This is a genomic window from Streptomyces gelaticus, from assembly GCF_014649535.1.
In the GTDB taxonomy this organism is placed as follows: Bacteria; Actinomycetota; Actinomycetes; order Streptomycetales; family Streptomycetaceae; genus Streptomyces; species Streptomyces gelaticus.
Genome location: NZ_BMTF01000005.1, coordinates 295,502 through 316,745, shown reverse-complemented (window position 1 = coordinate 316,745; position 21,244 = coordinate 295,502). Strand labels below are relative to the sequence as shown.

Below are 21,244 nucleotides of genomic sequence, written 5' to 3'. Positions count from 1 at the left end.
CATCCTCCCAGACTCTCGTTCCGGCTCCACCCGGCCCGTCGCCCCTCCGGTCCCCCAGGTGCTCATCGGGCATGCGGAAGGGGTGGGCCGTTTCACGTGAAACAGCCCACCCCCGGGAAAAGCCGCAGGTCAAGCCGGACGTCAGGCCAGGTCGAGATCGGCCACCGAGTAGACGTGGACGTACGGGAGGCCGGCCTCGGCGATGGCCCCGGCCGCACCGCGCTCCACGATCACGGCCACGGCCACGACCTCGCCGCCGGCCTCGCGCACCGCCTCGACGGCCGTCAGCGGCGAACCACCGGTGGTCGAGGTGTCCTCGACCACCAGACAGCGGCGGCCCTTCACGTCCGTGCCCTCGATGCGGCGCTGCATACCGTGCGCCTTCTGCGCCTTGCGGACGACGAACGCGTCCAGCTCCTGCCCGCGCGCGGCGGAGGCGTGCAGCATCGAGGTGGCGACCGGGTCGGCGCCCAGCGTCAGCCCGCCCACGCAGTCGTAGTCCAGCTCGGCGGTGGCGTCGAGCATGACCTGACCGACCATCGGAGCGGCCTTGCCGTCCAGCGTGATGCGGCGCAGGTCGATGTACCAGTCGGCCTCAAGACCCGAGGAAAGGGTCACTTTGCCGTGTACCACGGCCTTGTCCTTGATCTGCTGGAGCAGGTCAGCACGTACGTCAGTCATGGCTACGAGCTTAAGGCGCGCACTCCCCGCATCAACTTTCGCCGGCTCCTGCGCCGGGCCGGAGCCTGCGCCAGCTCCACGTCGTCGAGATCTCCAGCGGGTCGATCGGGGTGACGTAGCGGGGCGCGGTGTTCAGCCCGTTCGGCGGGCCCGACTGCGGCTCCACGCAGACCGCCTCGTCCTGCTCGTCGTAGATCACGACCCACTCGGCCCGGCTCTGCACGGTCAGCTCCAGCTGTTCCGGCCAGGTGAGCGTCACCTCGACCCCGTCCGGCATCCCGAAGCAGTCGTCCCAGGGGCCGCTCAGGGGCGGGATGCGGCGGCCGGTCGGCAGATGGTCCGCGCCGCGCTCCTCCTGCCAGGCCGGGTCGAAGGAGAGCTGCACTTCCTTGCCCCCGCCGCCGAGGTTGCGCAGGAACCAGGGGTGCCAGCCGGCCTGCGCCGGGAACGAGTCCCCGTACGTCTCGATGCCGAAGGCGAGCGTGAGCGAGTCCTCGGCCAGCTCGAAGGTCTGGGTCACCCGGCCCGGATACGGCCAGGGGTCGGCGAGGTCGTAGTAGAACGCCGCCTCCCGCTCGCCCAGTCGGGCGGTGCGCCACGCGCTGTCCCTGCCGGTGCCGTGGATGGCGTGCGGCGGGGCGTTCAGCGGCAGCCCGTGCAGGACGTCGCCGTTGTGGAACAGTCCGTTCCCGGTGCGCCCGCACCACGGCACCATCGGGAAGCAGCCGTACCGCTCCCCTTGCCGCAGCAGCTCGGTACCACCGATCCGCAGGCTGCCGATGCGGCAGCCATGGGCGGGACTCACGGTCAACTCTGTGTCGCCGACGGACAGCCGGACATCCTTCTCGCTGCTACTCACCCGACCGAGATTACTGGCGCGAGGGCTACCGTCGCCGCCTCAGTGCCCGGGTCACCACCACGGCGGAGGCCAGCGCCAGCGCGGCGGCCGGGGCGACCCAGCGGAGCGTGGCGCCCGCGGTGGTCGAATCGGGTGACGGGACCGGCGCGTACCGGCCGCGCGGCGGCGCGTGGTCGACCTCCTCGGCGCTGCGGCCGATCATGGTGCGCCTGGCGTGCGCGGCCTCCGCCGGGGGGCCGTCGGGGACGGTGAACTCCGCCTCGGAGGCCGGGTCGAGCGAGGGCGGGGGCACGGGCGCGTCGAAGACGGAGCCCGGGGGGTTCCCGGAGTCCTCGGGCTCTTCGGGCTTCCGGGGCTCTTCGGGCTTCCCGGCGGCGGGCGCCGCGTCGTCGACGGTGGGCGCACCGGTCGTGTCGGCCTCCTCGGCCGCCTCCTCGATCGCCTGCTCCACGGCTTCCCCGACGGACCGCTCGGCCTCCCCGAGCGCCTCCTCCGGCACACCGCCGCTCTGCGCACCGGAGGCCAGCGTCTCCGTCACCAGCTGCTGGGCAAAGCGGTCCAGCAGGCGGCGGGCCGCCGCGAGCGCGGCCGCCGCGTCCAGCTCCAGGAGCCGGCCGTCACCGCCGGCCGTACCCGCGAACCCGATCACCGTGCCGCCGTCCCGCTCGGTCAGTGAGATCGTCAGGGTCAGCTCCGCCGAGCCGCTTCCTCTCGCCTCGGAGCCCTCGCCGGTCACCAGGACCGCTTCCCCGGGCGCCCCTCCCGGACCGTCCTGCGGCGCTTCGCTGAATCTCAGCGCGCCGCGGTACGTGATCGTGTGGCCGTCGACCCGGATTCTGAGCCGGCCGGACAGCGGGCCCGCGGACGCGTCGGCGTCCTGCTGGAGCCCCGGCACGCATCGCGCGACGCGGGCGGGGTCACCCAGCGTCCGCCTCAGTGACGGGACCGGAACCGGAACGAACACCTCATGCTCCATGGAAACCGAGCCTACTCAGCCCCGGCCGCCACGTCAGCGGTTCCGCGTCCGTGAGGCCGCCGCTCACCGGTCCTCCCAGTACCGCGGATGCACCAGCGTCGACGGCGGCAGCCCCGGCAGCCGCCCCCGCTCCGCCTCCCGCCCCGCGTCCAGGAGCGCGGGCTCCGTCATCGACCGCAGCGCCGGTGCCTGCGCGGCGAGGCCGAGATCCGGCCGCTTCCCCGCGGCAGCGAGCACGAAGCCCCAGCCGTGCACGGGGCGTGCCCGGTGGGTGGCCCGGTCGGGACCGGCCGCGGAGTCGGAGAGCCGGCCGCTCATCCGGTACGGCCGGGTGTGCAGGCCCGCCGCCCGCATCGACGCCTCGACCGTCCAGAACGTGCGCGGCCGGGAGAGCGGCGGGCCCCCGTGCACCACCAGCCGGCCGCCGGGCGCGAGCGACTCGGCGACCAGGCCGTAGAACTCCGCCGAGTAGAGCTTCGTACTGGTGGAGATCCCCGGATCGGGCAGGTCGGAGATCACCACGTCGTAGCGGCCGTGCGCCGCCCGCAGCCAGTTGAAGGCGTCCGCGGTGACGGACGTGACCCGCGGGTCGCGGAACGCGTGGCGGTTCAGCTCCGAGAGCGCCTGGTCGGTACGGGCCAGGCGGGTGACTCCCCGGTCGAGCTCGACCACGGTGACGGCGCGTACGTCCGGGTAGCGCAGCACCTCCCGGGCGGCGAGGCCGTCGCCGCCGCCCAGGATCAGGACGCGGGTCTGCGGCCCGTTCATCGCCGGGTGCACCAGCGCCTCGTGGTAGCGGTACTCGTCGCGGGCGCTGACCCGCAGCCGTCCGTCCAGATACAGGTCCAGGGAGCTGCGGCCCGACCCCGTCAACACCACCTCCTGGACCTCGGTCTGCACCGCGACCCGCACCCCGTCCCCGTACACCGCGCGCCGCGCCGCGCGCTCGAAGTCGTCGACCAACGTGGTGGCGACGGCCAGCACGGCGATCACCGCCACGTTGGACAGGATCAGCAGCCGGCGCGAGCGCGGGGTGAGATCGCGCCGGAACACACAGAGCACCAGCACCCCGCCCGCCGCCGCGTTGACCGCGCCGGTGCCCAGCGCCCCGGTGAGCTGCCCGAGCCCCGGCAGCAGCAGAAAGGGGAACGCGAGCCCGCCGACCAGTGCGCCCACGTAGTCGGCGGCGAAGAGATCCGCGACGGCGCCGCCCGCGTCCTGCCGGTCGACGCGCTGGATCAAGGTCATCAGCAGCGGGATCTCCGCACCGATCAGGATGCCGATCGTGAGCGAGAAGCCCACCAGGGCGTACCGCGACTCCCCGATCCAGGCGAACGACGCGTACAGCACGAGCGCCGAGGAGCCGCCGACGAGCGCGAGAGCCGCCTCGATCAGCCCGAACCCCACTGCGGCACGGCTGCGTAAACGTTTCGCGAGAAGCGATCCGACGCCCATCGCGAACACCATCACGGAGAGCACGACCGATGCCTGGGTGACGGAATCACCGATCAAATAGGAGGCGAGCGCCACCAGTTCGAGCTCGTACACCAGACCGCAGGCGGCACAGACGAAGACTGCGGCCAGCACGAGACATCGACCGGTCCTCGGCCGTACGGGAAGAAACGCCGCGCCCCCTCGCAGCGGCACCTGCTGGTCGATCATGAGGCGAACGCTACGTCACGACTCCGTGGCAGCCTGTCACCCACAAGGATGCAAGTGGTGTGATCACAACGGAGTTGGGACTTCTCGGGGCGCATCCGACGGCATCCGCGCCCCCACCCGGGTGCGCGTCACCACCAACTGCCCCTCCTGCGGGTACGCATGCCAGGTGCGCCACCGCACCTGGCCCTCGGCCCGCTGGGCCAGCATCGCGGTGAAGGCGTGCGGGCTGCCGGGGAACGTCCCGGCGAGGCCGTGGGGATGGTCGGCCACCAGCGCGAGGAGTTCCTGCGCGCGCCCCGCGAACGAGCCCGCCGAGAGCGTCTCGACGCGCGCCGCGAATTCGTACTCCCACTCCCCGAGCCGCTTGGAGACACCGAGCGGCAGCGGTGTGCTGCTGCCGGAGATGCACGCGACGGTTTCGGAACAGGTGCCGCGGTCCTCTTCGAGGAGCACCTGGTGGGAGGCGCCGAGCAGGCGCATCTGCAGCCGGGCACCCGCGAGATCGAGGTCGAGCACGGCCAGGGCGGGGAGCGGTTCACGCCCCAGCGCCCAGGCCAGGTCGGCCGCACGGGTATCGGAATATGCCGTCTGGAGGGTCGTGAGCATGAGTCGGCTCCGCAAGCAAGCATGGACACATGGACAGGGGACGCCCCCGACGCGATGCACGTGGGAGGTGGGTAGCGCCCGATCAGGTCCAACTAGGGTCCGAGGGCTGAATGTTCTCTCCACCGAGGGAACCACGAATAGGTCGCATCCACAGCGTTTTTACCCAACTTGCCGTGGTTTCCATCCGCTCGGGGGCCTCTCGGATCACCTGTTCAACGGCCACGCGCAAAAGCCCCAACAAAAAGGTGCCCGGCGGGAGTTCACCCGCCGGGCACTTGGGAACCAGCGGCCCGGGTCAGCTGCCTCCGCCGCATCCGCCCCCGCCGCCGCACGACGATCCGCCGCCGCACGAGGAGTGGCCGCCGCCGCACGAATGGCCTCCGGAGTGACTGCTGCTGCTTCCGCAGGACGTACCGCCGCCGCTGTCACCCCCCGCCCACCAACTGCCCCCGCCCGAGCTGCCGCCGGACCTCCGCCGCGAGCCGCGCCTGCCCGCCTTCGACCTGTTCCCGGCTTTCACCAGGACCGAGACCAACAGCGCGATCAGGCCGACCGCTATCACCACTCCCACCAAGACCGTCACCTACCTCACGTCCTTCCGTCCCCCGAAGCGAGGTCCCCCCGCTTCCGCGCGTATCGCGTGTGTGGGGGATGCCCCCAACCCCGGAGGGCCAAAGCAGACTTGAGCAACTCCAGAGCTTCCGCGCAGGATGACAGCCATGACACAGGGACGACCGCTGCTCAACCGCCGCCTCGCCGGGTTCGGTACGACGATCTTCGCGGAGATGTCGGCGCTTGCCGTACGGACCGGCTCCATCAACCTCGGCCAGGGCTTCCCCGACACCGACGGCCCCGAGGAGATCCGGGAGGCCGCGGTACGGGCCTTGCGCGACGGGCGCGGCAACCAGTACCCGCCGGGCCCCGGCGTGCCCGAACTGCGCACCGCGATCGCCGACCACCAGCGACGGCGCTACGGCCTCAGCCTCGACCCCGACACCGAGGTCCTGGTCACCGCCGGTGCCACCGAGGCCATCGCCGCCGCGATGCTCGCCCTGCTCGAACCGGGCGACGAGGTCATCGCGTTCGAGCCCTTCTACGACTCGTACGCCGCCTGCATCGCCATGGCCGGCGGCGTACGAGTCCCGCTGACCCTGCGCGCCCCGGACTTCCGCCCCGATCTCGACGCCCTCCGGGACGCGATCACGCCCCGCACCCGGCTGCTGCTGCTGAACAGCCCCCACAACCCGACGGGCATGGTCCTCACCCGCGAGGAGCTGACCACGATCGCCGGACTGGCCGTGGAGCACGACCTCCTGGTGGTCACCGACGAGGTCTACGAGCACCTGGTCTTCGAGGGCGAACACATCCCGCTGATCTCACTGCCCGGCATGCGCGAGCGCACGGTCTCGATCTCGTCCGCCGGCAAGACCTTCTCGTACACGGGCTGGAAGGTCGGCTGGGTCGTCGCGGCCGCCCCGCTCGTCGCCGCCGTCCGGACGGCCAAGCAGTACCTGACCTACGTCAGCGCGGGCCCGTTCCAGTACGCCGTCGCCGAGGCGCTGCGCCTGCCGGACGCGTACTTCGACAACTTCCGCGCCGACCTGCGACGCAAGCGCGACCTGCTCGGCGACGGCCTGCGCGTGGCCGGGTTCGAGGTCCACCAGCCCCAGGGCACGTACTTCATCACCACCGACATCACCCGCTTCGGCGAGAAGGACGCCTACGCCTTCTGCCGCGTCCTCCCCGAACGCTGCGGCGTCGTCGCCGTCCCCAACTCCGTCTTCTACGACGACCCCGAGGCGGGCCGCGCTCAGGTCCGCTTCACCTTCTGCAAGAAGGACGAGGTCCTGCACGAGGCGGTCGGCCGCCTGCGACGCCTGGCTTCCTGAAACGACAGCACCCCGGGACGGCGGCCATGAGGACCGCCGCCCCGGGGTGGGGTGTCACTGCCGTGGGACTCAGGCGCCCGGCGGGACCGGGTCCTCGCCGTCCGTCTTCTCCTCGGCCGGGGCCAGGCCCAGACGTTCCTGGAGCCACTTGTCGAACTCGATCGAGGCGCGCACCCAGCTGACCGTCGACGAGACGAAGTGCTCCAGGCTGACGCCGGTACCGATGAGCATCTGCGCCTCACCGATCAGACGGACCGAGGTCTCGGTGTCCTCGGAGCCCTCCTCGGGCTCGTGGGTGTGCGTGTAGACCTTGGGCCACAGGGTGCGGCGGTTCCAGTCGTCGATCGCGTCGAGGAGGACCGGACGCTGGTCCGCGGCGTGCGGGCGGTCGTAGAACGTACGGACCGAGAAGACCTGCTGCTCGTCCTCGCCCCGGAACATGAAGTACGTGCGGAAGTCCTCCCACGGCGCCGCGAGGTCGCCCTCGTCGTCGACGACGTACTTCAGCTCCATCTGGTCGAGGAGCTGCTTGACGAGGTCCTGGTCAGGGACAACGGGGCCCTCGGGTCCTGCCGCCTGCGGTTCGGGCTGGCCCCCGAAATTCGGAATCGAGGACGGATCGATAGACATCGCTGGGTACTCCTGTGGATCGCACGTGGTTTCCTGCCGACGACCCTAGCCGCGATTCGCCGCCAGGGGGTCTACGCCCTCCGGGGAATCATCTGCGCATCGGCTCCCCTCGCCCGTGACCAGGCGGCGGCGGCGAGGATCGCGCACAGCACCCCGAGGAGTCCGGACGCACCGATGGTGTTCGCCGACGAGCCGGTCAGCTCCGTCGCCACACCACCCACGGCGACGCCGATCCCCTGGATGGCGGTAATGCCCGACCTGGCGAGCCCCAGCACCTGGCCACGCCGTTCGACCGGCGTCAGCAGCACGAAGGTGGCCCCGGCGGTGACCTGGTAGGCGGAGCACACCCCGGCCACCAGCAGCAGGAGAACGGCCATGCCCACTCCGGGGTCGAGCCAGTAGGCGAGCAGCGGCAGATTCGCACCGACCGCCAGCGGCCCGAGCAGGCGGCGCCGCGACTCGTCGCCGACCTCGGCCCGCCCCAGCAGGGCCACTCCCAGCACCATTCCCGCCGGGTGCGCGGCGAGCAGGAGTCCCACCGAGGAGGCGCCGCCGCCGGCCTCGTCCGCGAACGGGGCGGCCAGCCCTTCCGGCAGGACGACGAACCCCGCGAGCCACCCCAGGGCGAGCAGCGACCGGAGCCTGCGGTCCGACCAGATCAGCGCGGCCGCGCCCCCGACCTGTGCGCCGAGCCGCGCCTTGCGGGCATCGGCGCTCGCCGCGGGACGGGCCGTCACGCCGAACGTGACCAGGGCCGCCGACAGAAGGAAGGTCAGCGCGTTCACGCCCAGGGAGAGGTTGCTGCCCAGCCACGCGGCCAGCAGACCTCCGCCGGCGAAGCCGACCAGCTGTCCGACCTGGTGGGTGATCTGCATGACCCGCTGCCCGCGTTCGTACTTCTGCGCGCCGAGCACGGTGGGCAGCAGCGCGCCCTGGGCGGCGCCGAAGGGCGCCTCGGCCAGCTGCGCCAGCACCAGCAGCCCGGCGAGCAGCGGCAGGGGCATCCCGGGCAGGGCCATCAGCCCGACCAGCACCATCCGCACCAGGTCGCAGCTGATCATGACCGTGCGCCGGGGGAACCGGTCCGCCAGGCCGGACAGGAACACCCCGGACAGCAGAGCCGGCAGGGTGGTCAGCGCATACGTCGCAGCGGTCCAGCCCGGCGAGTCGGTGCGTTCGAACACGAGCAACGACAGGGCCACGCGTGCCAGCTGGTCGCCCAGGATCGACTGAGCGTACGCAGCCCAAAGGGTTCGGAATTCGCCAAGGTGAAAGAGATTGTCAGATCTGGGCTCTTTTGGCCCCGGATTGATCTCATCGCCTATCCGCTCGTTCATGCGGGCACGCTATCGACTGCCGAATTCGGTCCCCAGCCCTGCTTGCGAGCAGGGCACGACGGACGCCCCGAGCTGTCCTGATTATGCGCGCACCGCTGGGCGGACGCTGTCCGCATCCGAGCGGAAGTCCCTTGTCAGGGGCGGGTGATACGGCTCGGGACGGAGCCGGGACGAGGGGTGCCGCCCGTCGGCGCGAGGCAAGGCGTTTGGCGCAATACCGATGTTGAACAATGGATCACCGATGACGGCGGCCACTTCCCCTTCCTCCCGGAATCACCGCAATCCCTCGTCTTCAGCACGGCGGCGCCGTCGTGTCCCGGCCGGGGCACGACGGCCTTCCGCCCGGCGGTGCGGACGAGATGTCCCCGGCCGGAACACATGGTTCTCCGGCCGGGGACTCGGCATCGAACGGGCCGGGTGCCGCCTACGCGGCCCCGCCCGAGGCCGCGGGCCCGACGAGCAGGTCGTCCCCGACCCGGTCCACCCGGACGGTGTCCCCGTCCCTGACCTCGCCCGCGAGGATCTCCTTCGCCAGCCGGTCGCCGATCGCCGTCTGGATGAGGCGGCGCAGCGGCCGTGCCCCGTAGGCCGGGTCGTTGCCCTCCTCGGCCAGCCAGGCCAGGGCCTCGGGCGTGACGTCGAGGGTGAGCCGGCGGTCGGCCAGGCGACCGGCGAGCCGGTCGATCTGGAGCTGCGCGATGTGCGACAGCTCGTCGCCGGAGAGCGCGGAGAAGACCACCAGGTCGTCGAGCCGGTTGAGGAACTCCGGCTTGAACGAGGCCCGCACGAGCTCCAGGACCTGTGCCTTCTTCTCCTCGGGCTTGGTCAGCGGGTCGACCAGGAACTGGCTGCCGAGGTTGGAGGTCAGGATCAGGATGGTGTTGCGGAAGTCCACCGTCCGGCCCTGCCCGTCGGTGAGCCGGCCGTCGTCGAGGACCTGGAGCAGGATGTCGAAGACCTCGGGGTGGGCCTTCTCGACCTCGTCCAGCAGCACGACGCTGTACGGGCGGCGGCGGACCGCCTCGGTGAGCTGGCCGCCCTCCTCGTAGCCGACGTAGCCGGGCGGGGCGCCGACGAGCCGCGCCACGCTGTGCTTCTCGCCGTACTCGCTCATGTCGATGCGGACCATGGCCCGCTCGTCGTCGAACAGGAAGTCGGCGAGTGCCTTCGCCAGCTCAGTCTTGCCGACACCGGTCGGGCCGAGGAAGAGGAACGATCCGGTGGGCCGGTCGGGGTCGGCGATTCCGGCGCGGGTGCGACGTACCGCGTCGGACACCGCCCGCACGGCCTCGCTCTGCCCGATGAGGCGCTTGCCGATCTCGTCCTCCATGCGCAGCAGCTTCTGGGTCTCGCCCTCCAGCAGGCGTCCGGCGGGGATGCCGGTCCAGGAGCTGACGACGTCGGCGATGTCGTCCGGGCCGACCTCCTCCTTGACCATCGTGTCCTTGGCGGCCTCCTGCTCGGCCTCGGACGCCTCGGCCAACTCCCGTTCCAGGCCCGGGATCTCCCCGTAGAGAAGCTTGGATGCGGTGTCGAAGTCACCGTCGCGCTGGGCGCGTTCGGCCTGGCCGTGCAGTTCGTCGAGACGTTCCTTCAGCTCACCGACGCGGTTGAGGCCCTGCTTCTCCTTCTCCCAGCGGGCGTTGAGGCCGCGCAGCTCCTCCTCCTTGTCGGCGAGGTCGCGGCGCAGCTTCTCCAGGCGCTGCCGGGAGCCGGGGTCGGTCTCGGTCTTGAGCGCCAGCTCCTCCATGTGGAGGCGGTCGACGGCGCGCTGGAGCTCGTCGATCTCGACCGGCGAGGAGTCGATCTCCATGCGCAGCCGGGACGCCGACTCGTCGACCAGGTCGATGGCCTTGTCGGGGAGGAAGCGCGAGGTGATGTAGCGGTCGGAGAGCGTCGCGGCGGCCACCAGCGCGGAGTCGGCGATGGAGACCTTGTGGTGGGCCTCGTAACGGCCCTTGAGCCCACGCAGGATCGCGATGGTGTCCTCGACGCTCGGCTCGGCCACCAGCACCTGCTGGAAGCGGCGCTCCAGGGCGGGGTCCTTCTCGATCCGCTCGCGGTACTCGTCGAGCGTCGTCGCGCCGACCATGCGGAGCTCGCCGCGGGCCAGCATCGGCTTGAGCATGTTGCCGGCGTCCATGGCGGAGTCGCCGCCGGCACCCGCGCCGACGACGGTGTGCAGCTCGTCGATGAAGGTGATGATCTGCCCGTCGCTGTCCTTGATCTCGGAGAGGACGGTCTTCAGGCGCTCCTCGAACTCGCCGCGGTACTTGGCGCCCGCGACCATCGCGCCGAGGTCGAGGGAGACGAGCCGCTTGTTCCTCAGGGACTCGGGGACGTCGCCCTTGACGATGCGCTGGGCGAGGCCCTCGACGACGGCCGTCTTGCCGACGCCGGGCTCGCCGATGAGCACGGGGTTGTTCTTGGTGCGGCGGGAGAGGACCTGGACGACGCGGCGGATCTCCTGGTCGCGCCCGATGACCGGGTCGAGCTTGCCCTCGCGCGCGGCCGCTGTGAAGTCCGTACCGAACTTCTCCAGTGCCTTGTACTGCCCTTCCGGGTCGGGTGTGGTCACCCGGCGCCCTCCCCTGCTCTTCTCGAATGCGTCCAGCAGCTTCTTCGCGCCGGCCCCCTGTCCACTGAGGATCTCACCGGCGCGGCCGCCCTCGGCCGCGATACCGATCAGCAGGTGCTCGGTGGAGAGGTAGTCGTCGCCGAGCTCCTTCGCGCGCTGCGCGGCATCGGCGATGACGGCGAGCAGCTCGCGATTGGGCTGCGGCGGGGCGACGGTCGAGCCGGTGACGCTGGGCTGGGCGCCCAGCAGCCGTTCGGTCGCGGCGCGTACGGCGATCTGGTCGGCCTCGACGGCGGCGAGCAGATCGGTGATGTTCTCGTTGTCCTCGCCCGAGAGCAGCGCGAGCAGCAGGTGCCCGGGGGTCAGATCGGGGTGCCCGTCCTTCACGGCCCTGCTGGTGGCCGCGTTGATGGCGTCCCGGCTCTTGTTGGTCAGCTCGGCGTCCACGTGCGCTTTCTCCTCCTTGCGGCGACTGGCTCTCTTCACAACACTGACTTATTCAACGTGCATAAAGTTGAGCCTATTCCACTCAATCCCATGTTGAGTCTACTCCACTCAACTTGATGCCGTGAGGTATCCGCGCCGGGCCCCTGCTCCGAGTGGACCGGCCGCACGGCCCCCGGGCCACCGGGGCGGGGCAGCGGACCCGCACCGTTCCCGCGCTGCCTACGCTGTCCCCATGGCAGTCGACGTGACGAATCCCGGCCCCGAGTACCTCGCCTTCTGGCGGGCGCGGCATGTGTGCACCCTGACCACGCCCCGCCCCGACGGCACACCGCACGTGGTGCCGGTGGGCGTGACGTACGACCCCGAGACGAGGCTGGCGCGGATCATCACCGGCAAGAACACCCGGAAGGCCGCCAACGTCCTGGCCGCGGGCCCGGACGGCGCCCGGGTGGCGGTCTGCCAGATGGACGGGCGCCGCTGGGCGACGCTGGAGGGGCGCGCGACGGTGCGCACGGAGCCCGAGGCGGTGGCCGACGCCGTACGCCGCTACGCCGAACGCTACGGGCGCACGCCGAGGCCCAACCCGGACCGGATCGTTATCGAGATCGCCGTGGACCGGGCGCTCGGCAGGGCCTGACCGCCCCACGGGCCGCGGGGCGGGCACGGCCGGGAAAAGCACAACGGCGCCATCGTGTTCAGGTCACGATGGCGCCGTTGTGTGGGGGAGTGACTGAGCGACATGGAACGACGGGGGATCGCTCAGGCACTGCGGGGGGTGGCGGAAATAGTCTCTGGCTCGAACAGCTGGTGGTCCCGCCGGTCGAGGTTGACGAAGATCATGTCGTACCGAATCGCACAGCGAACGGGCTGCGGGGCTCCACGCGGCTTGCGGAGGCAACGGTAGGCACGTACTTCGTCGTCTTCTTCACGTGCGACAACGATGGGGTCGCCGAACAGAGTGACCATCAACGAGTCGCCACGGTGGGGGATGGCAGTGACGAGATCGATGAAATGCCAGCCTGATCGGTAGGCCGTGGCCATCTCTCGTCGGAAGGTCCGGTCGTCCGGCGGGATGGTCATGCGCCCGGTCGGGTCGGTGCGACGATCCAGCTGATCTCGTCGGACGCGGCCGACGCTCCGGAGAACCAGCTGATCTCACCATCGGAACCCGCGGCCTTGATGCCCCAGCTGATCTCGCCCGTTCCGGCGCCCGCTTCGGTACTCCAGCTGATCTCACCGCCGGACTTGGCGGCCTGCGAGCCCCAGCTGATCTCATCGCTTCCCAGAACGCCGAAGCCCAGGGCCGCGACGAATGAGACGGCAAGCGCCGAGCGAAGCAATCGCTTATACATAGTCGGCTTCGTCCTCACTTGTGGATTCTTCTCCCCCCGCACCTAAGACGATGTCTCACCTGGGCACACGAACACCACCGAGTCGATGCATCATGTTCCTGCATGTTCAGGAACCTGGGGGGTGGAGATATGACCACAAGCAACACAAAAGGTACGCATCCTCACGGGATCACCGAACTATGCGAAGACGGAGGGCGCCTTTATGCCAGTGCGCTGCGCTCCGGCCGGATATCGCGCGCCGAGGCGGCCACCGCACCCTGTCTGATGGACTTCGCCCTGCTGCACCCCGACCCCGACGACGCGGAATGGCTCCGCCCCGTACCCCCGTCCGCGGCGCTCGCACAGCGGCTGAACCCCATCGAACGCGAGATCCAGGAACGCAGGCGGCTGTCCCTGGAATTGGCCGAATCGTTCGAGCCCTTCATGGACATCAGCGCCCAGGATCCCCCCATCACCCACGCCATCACGGTGCTGGAGGGCAGCAACCGCATCAACGCGGCCCTCGACCTCGCCACCGCCGAGTGCCGCACCGAGGTGCTCACGGTCCAGCCGGGCGGCGACCGGGGCGAGGACCGCCTCCGGGAGGGCCTGGAGCGCGCCCTGGTGGTGGTCGACCGCGGGGTGAGCATGCGCACCCTCTACCAGCACACCGTCCGGCACAGCCAGGGCACGCGGGCCTACGCGGAGCGGCTGGCCGAGGGCAAGGTCGAGATCCGCACGCTGGAAGAGCTCATCTCGCGGCTGATCGTCTTCGACCGGTCCGTCGCGTTCATACCGGCCAGCGACGACGACCAGGTCGCCCTCGAACTGCGTCACCCCGGGCTGGTCGAGTACCTCATCACGGTCTTCGAACAGCTCTGGAACCGCGCGTCGCCGCTCCTGGAAGAACTCCCCTACGACCCGGCCCCCCAGGGCATCAGCGGCGTTCAGCGCTCCATCGCCCAACTCCTCGTGGAGGGCCACGTGGACGACTCGATCGCCCGCCGCCTCGGCATGAACGTCCGCACCTGCCGGGCGCACGTCGCCAAGCTGTCCGCCGTCCTGGGCAGCACGAGCCGCGCCCAGCTCGGCTATCTGATCGCCCAGTCGAGGATCCTCGAAGAGGAAACCGATTGACCGCAGTGGATGAACCCGGTCCGGCCGGGCCCGCCGTCGGTCCCGCCCGAGCACGTCCGGGTACGGCGAAGGGCCGGGGAGCCGGCCCGTGAGCCGTCTCCCCGGCCCTTCGCCGGTCCGTTCAGTCCTTCGGCCGCTTCGGCCGCCAGACCACCAACGCGCTGGTCTGCTGCACATCCTGATACGGCACCAGATCGCGCCGGTACGAGGCGTGCACCTGGGCCTCGCGCTGCTGCATCGCCTGTGCCGCGCCGTCCACGGCCGCAGACAGCTCGGCGACGCGCTGCTGGAGCGCGGCGACCTGGTTCTCCAGCTCGATGATGCGCTTGATGCCGGCGAGGTTGATGCCCTCGTCCTGCGACAGCTGCTGCACGGTGCGCAGCAGCTCGATGTCACGGGCCGAGTAGCGCCTGCCGCGCCCGGCCGTGCGGTCGGGCGAGACCAGGCCGAGACGGTCGTACTGGCGCAGCGTCTGCGGATGCAGGCCCGAGAGCTGGGCCGCGATCGAGATCACGTACACCGGGGATTCATCGGTCAGTTCGTACGGATTACGTCGTCGGCCGTCCACCTCAAGCTCCCTTCGCCGCCTGGAACAGTTCCGCCCGCGGGTCCTGGCCCGCGGTCGCCTTCCGGTAGGCCTCCAGCGCGTCCCTGGCCGCGTCGCTGAGGCCCGTGGGGACCGTCACCTCGACGGTGACCAGCAGGTCGCCCCGGGTGCCGTCCTTGCGTACGGCGCCCTTGCCGCGGGCGCGCATCGTGCGCCCGTTGGGGGTGCCTGCGGGCAGCTTCAGGGTGACCGGCGGACCGCCGAGCGTGGGCACCTTCACCTCGCCGCCGAGCGCCGCCTCCGTGAAGTCGACGGGCACGGTGACCGTGAGGTTGTCGCCCCTGCGGCCGAAGACGGGGTGGGCGTCGACATGGACCACGACGTACAGATCGCCGGCCGGTCCGCCGCGCTCGCCCGGACCGCCCTTGCCGCGCAGCCGGATCCGCTGGCCGTCCGAGACGCCCGCCGGAATCCTGACCTGCATGGTCCGGGAGGACTTCGCCCGTCCGCTGCCTTTGCAGACATCGCAGGGGTCCTGGGCGATGAGGCCCCGGCCCTTGCAGTCCACACAGGGGTCGGTGAGCGAGAAGCCGCCGCCGGTGCCGCGCGAGACCTGGCCGGTGCCGAGACAGGTCGGGCAGACCCTGGGGGTGCCGTTCTTGTCACCGGTGCCGGAGCATGCCTTGCAGGGCGCCTGGCTGGACATCCGCAGCGGGACCGTGGCCCCGTCGACCGCCTCGGTGAAGCTGAGCGTCACCTCGGACTCGATGTCCTGGCCGCGGCGCGGCTGCACCCGCGTCCCCGTACCGCCCCGGTTGAACAGGCCGCCGAAGACATCGCCCAGGCCGCCGCCGAAACCGCCGGCTCCGCCGCCCTGGCCCCCGCCCTGGGCGCCTCCGAAGAGGTCGCCGAGGTCGAAGTTGAAGTTGCCTCCCGCGCCTCCGGGACCGGCCCTGAAGCCGCCGTTGCCGAAGAGGGCGCGCGCCTCGTCGTACTCCTTGCGCTTCTTGCTGTCACCGAGGATGTCGTTCGCCTCGGAGATCTCCTTGAAGCGCTCCTCCGCCTTGTCGTCGCCCTTGTTGGCGTCCGGGTGGAACTCGCGGGCGAGCTTCCGGTACGCCTTCTTGATCTCGGCGTCGGTGGCGTCCTTGGGGACGCCGAGGACCTTGTAGTAGTCCTTCTCGACGAAGTCCTTCGTGCTCATCGACGTCCCTCCTTCCGGACGATCGGCCATGCGACCGGCCCGTGGGCCGGTCGCATGGCCGGGCGGTGGGCGGCGAGGTGGTCAGACGGGATGTCAGACCTCCTCGGTGCCACCGCTCTCCTCGTCGGTTGCCTTCTCTTCCTTGGCCGCTGCCGGTGTCGCACCCGGCTGGGGTTCGGCCACCGCCACCCGCGCGGGGCGGATGGTGCGCTCGCCGATCCGATACCCCGGCTGCAGGATCGCCACGCAGGTCGTCTCGGTGACATCCGGCGCGTACGAGTGCATCAGGGCTTCGTGGATCGTCGGGTCGAAGGGCTCACCCTCCTTGCCGAACTGCTGCAGGCCCAGCTTGGCGACGACCGTCTCCAGAGACTCGGCCACCGACTTGAAACCGCCCACGAGCTCGTTGTGGTCCCGGGCCCGGCCGACGTCGTCGAGCACGGGCAGGAGCTCGGACAGGAGACCCGCGACTGCGATCTCCTTGACCGTGGCCCGGTCCCGCTCGACGCGGCGGCGGTAGTTCTGGTACTCGGCCTGGAGCCGCTGGAGGTCGCCCGTGCGCTCGTTGAGCGCGGTGCGGACCTGGTCCAGCTGGGCCGTCAGGCCGACTGTCTGTACTGCGTCCCCGGCCGGGGCCGCCCCCTCCTCCGAAGAGGAGGCGGCGTCCTTCGGCTCAGCTCCGTCAGGGGTGGCTCCGGAGGGGACGTCGGGCTTCTCCTCGAAACCCGGAGTCTCCTCGGTCACACCGCACCTCCCTTGGCGTCCTTCTCGTCGTCCACGATCTCGGCGTCGACGACGTCGTCGTCGGCCTTGGCCTGGGCGCCCGGCTGCGGGTCGCCCTGCGGGCCGCCGTCGGCCTGGGCGTTGGCGTACATCGCCTGGCCGAGCTTCTGCGAGACGGCCGCGACCTTCTCGGTGGCGGTACGGATCTCGGCGGTGTCCTCGCCCTTGAGCTTCTCCTTCAGCTCGGTGAGCGCGGTCTCCACCTCCGTCTTCACATCGCCGGGGATCTTGTCCTCGTTGTCCTTGAGGAACTTCTCCGTCTGGTAGACGAGCTGCTCGCCCTGGTTGCGCGACTCGGCGGCCTCGCGGCGGCGGTGGTCCTCCTCCGCGTACTGCTCGGCCTCCTCACGCATCCGGTTGACCTCGTCCTTCGGCAGCGAGGAGCCGCCGGTGACGGTCATCTTCTGCTCCTTGCCGGTGCCGAGGTCCTTGGCGGCGACGTGCATGATGCCGTTCGCGTCGATGTCGAACGCGACCTCGATCTGCGGGACGCCGCGCGGGGCCGGCGGCAGGCCGGTCAGCTCGAACATCCCGAGCTTCTTGTTGTACGCCGCGATCTCGCGCTCGCCCTGGTAGACCTGGATCTGCACGGACGGCTGGTTGTCCTCGGCCGTGGTGAAGATCTCGGACCGCTTGGTCGGGATCGTGGTGTTGCGCTCGATGAGCTTGGTCATGATGCCGCCCTTGGTCTCGATACCGAGGGACAGCGGGGTGACGTCGAGGAGCAGGACGTCCTTGACCTCACCCTTGAGGACACCGGCCTGGAGCGAGGCACCGATGGCGACGACCTCGTCCGGGTTCACACCCTTGTTGGCCTCCTGGCCACCGGTCAGCTCCTTGACGAGCTCGGCGACGGCCGGCATACGGGTGGAGCCACCGACGAGAACGACGTGGTCGATCTCGGTGAGCTGGATGCCCGCGTCCTTGATGACGTTGTGGAACGGCGTCTTGCAGCGGTCCAGGAGGTCGGCGGTGAGCTGCTGGAACTGCGAGCGCGTGAGCTTCTCGTCCAGGTGCAGCGGGCCCTCGGCGGACGCCGTGATGTAGGGCAGGTTGATCGTGGTCTCGGTCGAGGACGAGAGCTCGATCTTCGCCTTCTCCGCGGCCTCGCGCAGACGCTGGAGCGCCATCTTGTCCTTGGACAGGTCGACGCCGTGTCCGTTGGCGAACTGCTTCACCAGGTAGTCGACGACGCGCTGGTCCCAGTCGTCACCACCGAGGTGGTTGTCACCGTTGGTGGCCTTCACCTCGACGACGCCGTCACCGATCTCCAGCAGCGACACGTCGAAGGTGCCGCCACCGAGGTCGAAGACGAGGATCGTCTGGTCGTCCTTGTCGAGCCCGTACGCCAGCGCGGCGGCGGTCGGCTCGTTGACGATGCGCAGGACGTTCAGGCCCGCGATCTCGCCGGCCTCCTTCGTCGCCTGACGCTCGGAGTCGTTGAAGTACGCGGGGACGGTGATGACCGCGTCGGTCACCTTCTCGCCCAGGTACGACTCGGCGTCACGCTTCAGCTTCTGCAGGACGAAGGCGCTCATCTGCTGCGGGTTGAAGCTCTTGCCGTCCAGGTCGATCTTCCAGTCGGTGCCCATGTGGCGCTTGACCGAGCGGATCGTCCTGTCGACGTTGGTCACTGCCTGGCGCTTGGCGACCTCGCCGACCAGCACCTCGCCGTTCTTCGCGAAGGCGACGACGGACGGCGTGGTCCTGGCGCCCTCTGCGTTGGTGATGACGGTGGGCTCGCCGCCTTCGAGAACGCTGACGACGGAGTTAGTCGTGCCCAGGTCGATGCCGACCGCACGTGCCATTTCAGTTCCTCCAGCTTGACTACTTGAGTGGATCTGACTCAAGGATGCATGACACCTGCCCCACTGTCAACAGACTTGAGTCATAGGGACTCAACTATCGTGCATGCAGTTCGCGCCAGCTGCGGATTCCGACTCGCGAGGACTCACGAGAGCGCGCTCAAGAGGCACGTGCCCGGCGCGTACGGGCCGATCGCGCACGACACTCCCCACCCCCTGGCGGCGCAGCCCCTCCCCATCATCGCCACATGGGATCGTTCTGTCACAAAGTGCCGTGAGCCACACAAAGCCGACACTCGATCCACCGTGAACCCCGGGCAGGTGCGAACGATGCAGACCCAGCAGAGGCAGAAGGCAGTACGGACACCGGCGCGGGTACGCGCCCGGCGACGGAAACCGCACCGGGAACGCCCGTCCGCCAAGCGCGTACTGGACCTGACCCTCGGCTCGGCCCTCCTGGCCCTGTCCTCCCCCCTGCTCGCCGCGGGCGCCGCCGTCCTGGCGGTGCGGCGGCCCCCCGGCGGCGTACTGACCCACTCGCCCCGGGTCGGCCTGGACGGCCACGTCTTCGTCCTGCGCTCGCTGCGCACCCGGCGGCTCCGGCTCGACCTGCTCTCCAGGCTGCCGTACGTCGTACGCGGAGACCTCTCCCTGGTCGGCCCGGAGCCCCTGGCACCGGACGAGGAGGACGGAAGCCGCACCGAGGCCCCGGGCACCTCCCCCGCCGCGAGACACTGGCGGCAGGAACTGAAGCCGGGCCTCACCGGCCTGGCTCAGGTGCGCTCCCGCTCCGGAATGCCGTGGGACGAGCCGGCCCTGCTGGACCAGCACTACGCCGAGCACCACGGGGTGGGGATGGACCTGGCCATTCTGGCGAGGGCCGTGCACGGCCCGCTGCGCGAGGCGGCCCAAGGGCTCGCCCGGCGCGGGAAGGCACGCCTGAGCGACACAGATCACCGCCTGTCCGGCTACAGCGCGGCGGAAGAAGTGGGTAGTGTCAGCACAGACTGATTAAGTTACTGCTTAGTAATCCCGGATAATCGCCAGTACTCGCTCATTGACGCTGGATCCCACCCTCGCAGGCCCGAGGAGCCCCCAAATGCAACTCGCCGCGATCATCGTGTCGCTGGTTCTGATCGTGGTCGGCGTGGCCCTGTTCCTCCGCGCCCTCCTGCAGATCTACAACTTCATGCGGCTCGGTCAGAACGTGCCCGCGGGCACCCGCACGGACGAGCCCGCACAGCGCACCGTCACCGTGGTCAGGGAGTTCCTCGGCCACACCCGGATGAACCGCTGGGGCATCGTCGGTGTCGCGCACTGGTTCGTGGCGGTGGGCTTCTTCTCGCTGCTGCTGACGATCGTCAACGCCATCGGCCAGCTCTTCAAGGCCGACTGGATCCTGCCGGTCATCGGCGACTGGGCGCCGTACAACGTCTTCGTCGAGTTCATCGGCACGATGACCGTGCTCGGCATCCTGACCCTGATCGTCATCCGCCAGCTGGCCCATCCGCGCAAGCCGGGCCGCAAGTCCCGCTTCGCCGGGTCCAACTTCGGCCAGGCGTACTTCGTCGAGGCCGTCATCCTCATCGTCGGCGTCTGCATCTTCATGCTGCACGCCCTCGAAGGCGCCCAGCACCACGTGGACAGCTACGAGGCCTCGTTCTTCATCTCGTACCCGGTGGTCAACTGGCTGGAGGGCATGGACGTCTCCACCCTCCAGAACCTCACCTACTTCTTCGCCGGCCTGAAGATCGCGACCTCCTTCATCTGGATGATCACGGTCGCCCTGAAGACCGACATGGGTGTCGCCTGGCACCGCTTCCTGGCCTTCCCCAACATCTGGTTCAAGCGCAACGCCAAGGGCGAGACCTCGCTCGGCGAGCTGCTGCCGATGACCTCCGGCGGCAAGGAGATCGACTTCGAGGACCCGGGCGAGGACGACGTCTACGGCGTCTCACAGGTCGAGCACTTCTCCTGGAAGGGCCTGCTGGACTTCTCCACCTGCACCGAGTGCGGCCGCTGCCAGTCGCAGTGCCCCGCCTGGAACACCGGCAAGCCGCTCTCCCCCAAGCTCCTGATCATGTCCCTGCGCGACCACGCGCACGCCAAGGCCCCGTACCTGCTGGCCGGCGGCGGCAAGACGATGGAGGGCGAGGAGAAGGGGTCCGAGGAGCAGCTGAAGGACGTACTGGCCGCGGCTCTCGCCGAGGCCGAGCGCCCGCTGATCGGCACCGCCGAGGAGAACGGCGTCATCGACCCGGACGTGCTGTGGTCCTGCACCACCTGCGGCGCCTGTGTCGAGCAGTGCCCGGTCGACATCGAGCACATCGACCACATCGTCGACATGCGCCGCTACCAGGTGATGATCGAGTCCGCGTTCCCGTCCGAGGCGGGCACGATGCTCAAGAACCTGGAGAAGAAGGGCAACCCCTGGGGCCTGGCGAAGAAGCAGCGCGTCGAGTGGACCAAGGAGGTCGACTTCGAGGTCCCGGTCGTCGGCAAGGACGTCGAGGACCTCACCGAGGTCGACTACCTCTACTGGGTCGGCTGCGCCGGCGCCCTGGAGGACCGCGCCAAGAAGACCACCAAGGCCTTCGCGGAGCTCCTGCACATCGCGGGCGTCAAGTTCGCGATCATGGGCGGCGACGAGAAGTGCACCGGTGACTCCGCCCGCCGTCTGGGCAACGAGCCGCTGTTCCAGCAGCTCGGCCAGGAGAACGTCGCGATGCTGAACATGGCGTTCGGCGAGGACGACGAGGAGCCGGAGACGAA

19 protein-coding genes are annotated in these 21,244 nt (G+C 70.0%); 5 read left to right on the top strand and 14 right to left on the bottom strand.

Translation table 11 applies throughout. The features are described from left to right. Positions 1-141: 141 nt before the first annotated feature. The 5 genes from pyrE to IE107_RS10315 form a co-directional block, all read right to left on the bottom strand. Complete coding sequence (gene pyrE, locus IE107_RS10335) at positions 142-681, bottom strand: orotate phosphoribosyltransferase (protein ID WP_189543388.1); 540 nt, start codon at positions 679-681, stop codon at positions 142-144. A gap of 31 nt (positions 682-712) precedes the next feature. Further along, positions 713-1,540, bottom strand: coding sequence for an aldose epimerase family protein (locus tag IE107_RS10330; RefSeq protein ID WP_189543387.1), 828 nt, complete (start codon positions 1,538-1,540; stop codon positions 713-715). A gap of 25 nt (positions 1,541-1,565) precedes the next feature. Beyond that, the gene (locus tag IE107_RS10325; protein WP_189543386.1) at positions 1,566-2,516 is read right to left on the bottom strand and encodes an SRPBCC domain-containing protein; all 951 of its coding nucleotides are present in this window, start codon (positions 2,514-2,516) and stop codon (positions 1,566-1,568) included. A gap of 63 nt (positions 2,517-2,579) precedes the next feature. Continuing rightward, a complete protein-coding gene (locus tag IE107_RS10320; protein WP_189543385.1) occupies positions 2,580-4,178 on the bottom strand; it encodes a polyamine aminopropyltransferase in 1,599 nt (532 codons plus the stop codon). 63 nt (positions 4,179-4,241) lie between these two features. Next, a complete protein-coding gene (locus IE107_RS10315) occupies positions 4,242-4,784 on the bottom strand; it encodes a DUF2617 family protein (RefSeq protein WP_189543384.1) in 543 nt (180 codons plus the stop codon). Positions 4,785-5,503: 719 nt separating this feature from the next. On the opposite strand from IE107_RS10315, the gene IE107_RS10310 reads away from it, so the two are divergent. Next, a complete protein-coding gene (locus IE107_RS10310) occupies positions 5,504-6,673 on the top strand; it encodes a pyridoxal phosphate-dependent aminotransferase (RefSeq protein ID WP_229866816.1) in 1,170 nt (389 codons plus the stop codon). A 69-nt stretch (positions 6,674-6,742) separates the two neighbouring features. Here the strand turns inward: IE107_RS10310 and IE107_RS10305 are convergent, their stop codons facing one another. The 3 genes from IE107_RS10305 to clpB form a co-directional block, all read right to left on the bottom strand. Beyond that, a complete protein-coding gene (locus IE107_RS10305; protein WP_189543382.1) occupies positions 6,743-7,303 on the bottom strand; it encodes a type III secretion system chaperone family protein in 561 nt (186 codons plus the stop codon). A 71-nt stretch (positions 7,304-7,374) separates the two neighbouring features. Further along, on the bottom strand, positions 7,375-8,640 hold the full coding sequence (locus tag IE107_RS10300) for an MFS transporter (protein ID WP_189543381.1): 1,266 nt from the start codon (positions 8,638-8,640) through the stop codon (positions 7,375-7,377). A 424-nt stretch (positions 8,641-9,064) separates the two neighbouring features. Then, positions 9,065-11,665 carry an ATP-dependent chaperone ClpB gene (clpB, locus tag IE107_RS10295; RefSeq protein ID WP_189543380.1) on the bottom strand — a complete coding sequence of 867 codons (2,601 nt, stop codon included), beginning with the start codon at positions 11,663-11,665 and terminating at the stop codon, positions 9,065-9,067. A gap of 232 nt (positions 11,666-11,897) precedes the next feature. On the opposite strand from clpB, the gene IE107_RS10290 reads away from it, so the two are divergent. Next, positions 11,898-12,302: a pyridoxamine 5'-phosphate oxidase family protein gene (locus IE107_RS10290; protein WP_189543379.1), complete on the top strand. Its 405-nt coding sequence runs from the start codon at positions 11,898-11,900 to the stop codon at positions 12,300-12,302. A 122-nt stretch (positions 12,303-12,424) separates the two neighbouring features. Here the strand turns inward: IE107_RS10290 and IE107_RS10285 are convergent, their stop codons facing one another. Then, positions 12,425-12,745: a Rieske (2Fe-2S) protein gene (locus tag IE107_RS10285; RefSeq protein WP_189543378.1), complete on the bottom strand. Its 321-nt coding sequence runs from the start codon at positions 12,743-12,745 to the stop codon at positions 12,425-12,427. Next, positions 12,742-13,035: a 5'-nucleotidase gene (locus IE107_RS10280; RefSeq protein WP_229866814.1), complete on the bottom strand. Its 294-nt coding sequence runs from the start codon at positions 13,033-13,035 to the stop codon at positions 12,742-12,744. Before IE107_RS10280 ends, IE107_RS10285 begins: the two co-directional genes overlap by 4 nt. An 84-nt stretch (positions 13,036-13,119) precedes the next feature. Between IE107_RS10280 and IE107_RS10275 the strand changes: the two genes are divergently transcribed. After that, on the top strand, positions 13,120-14,133 hold the full coding sequence (locus IE107_RS10275) for a helix-turn-helix transcriptional regulator (protein WP_189543377.1): 1,014 nt from the start codon (positions 13,120-13,122) through the stop codon (positions 14,131-14,133). A gap of 121 nt (positions 14,134-14,254) precedes the next feature. On the opposite strand, the gene IE107_RS10270 is transcribed toward IE107_RS10275, so the two are convergent. The 4 genes from IE107_RS10270 to dnaK form a co-directional block, all read right to left on the bottom strand. Continuing rightward, the gene (locus IE107_RS10270) at positions 14,255-14,701 is read right to left on the bottom strand and encodes a heat shock protein transcriptional repressor HspR (RefSeq protein ID WP_072487850.1); all 447 of its coding nucleotides are present in this window, start codon (positions 14,699-14,701) and stop codon (positions 14,255-14,257) included. A 1-nt stretch (position 14,702) separates the two neighbouring features. Beyond that, a complete protein-coding gene (gene dnaJ, locus IE107_RS10265) occupies positions 14,703-15,884 on the bottom strand; it encodes a molecular chaperone DnaJ (protein ID WP_189543376.1) in 1,182 nt (393 codons plus the stop codon). Positions 15,885-15,977: 93 nt separating this feature from the next. Continuing rightward, positions 15,978-16,628 carry a nucleotide exchange factor GrpE gene (grpE, locus tag IE107_RS10260; protein WP_189543375.1) on the bottom strand — a complete coding sequence of 217 codons (651 nt, stop codon included), beginning with the start codon at positions 16,626-16,628 and terminating at the stop codon, positions 15,978-15,980. Beyond that, complete coding sequence (gene dnaK / locus IE107_RS10255; RefSeq protein ID WP_189543374.1) at positions 16,625-18,475, bottom strand: molecular chaperone DnaK; 1,851 nt, start codon at positions 18,473-18,475, stop codon at positions 16,625-16,627. The genes grpE and dnaK overlap by 4 nt, the downstream gene beginning before the upstream one ends. A gap of 318 nt (positions 18,476-18,793) precedes the next feature. On the opposite strand from dnaK, the gene IE107_RS10250 reads away from it, so the two are divergent. Both IE107_RS10250 and IE107_RS10245 read left to right on the top strand, forming a co-directional pair. Further along, complete coding sequence (locus tag IE107_RS10250; RefSeq protein ID WP_373302419.1) at positions 18,794-19,483, top strand: sugar transferase; 690 nt, start codon at positions 18,794-18,796, stop codon at positions 19,481-19,483. Positions 19,484-19,571: 88 nt separating this feature from the next. Then, a partial coding sequence (locus IE107_RS10245) for a (Fe-S)-binding protein (RefSeq protein WP_229866813.1) occupies positions 19,572-21,244 on the top strand: 1,673 nt, incomplete at its 3' end.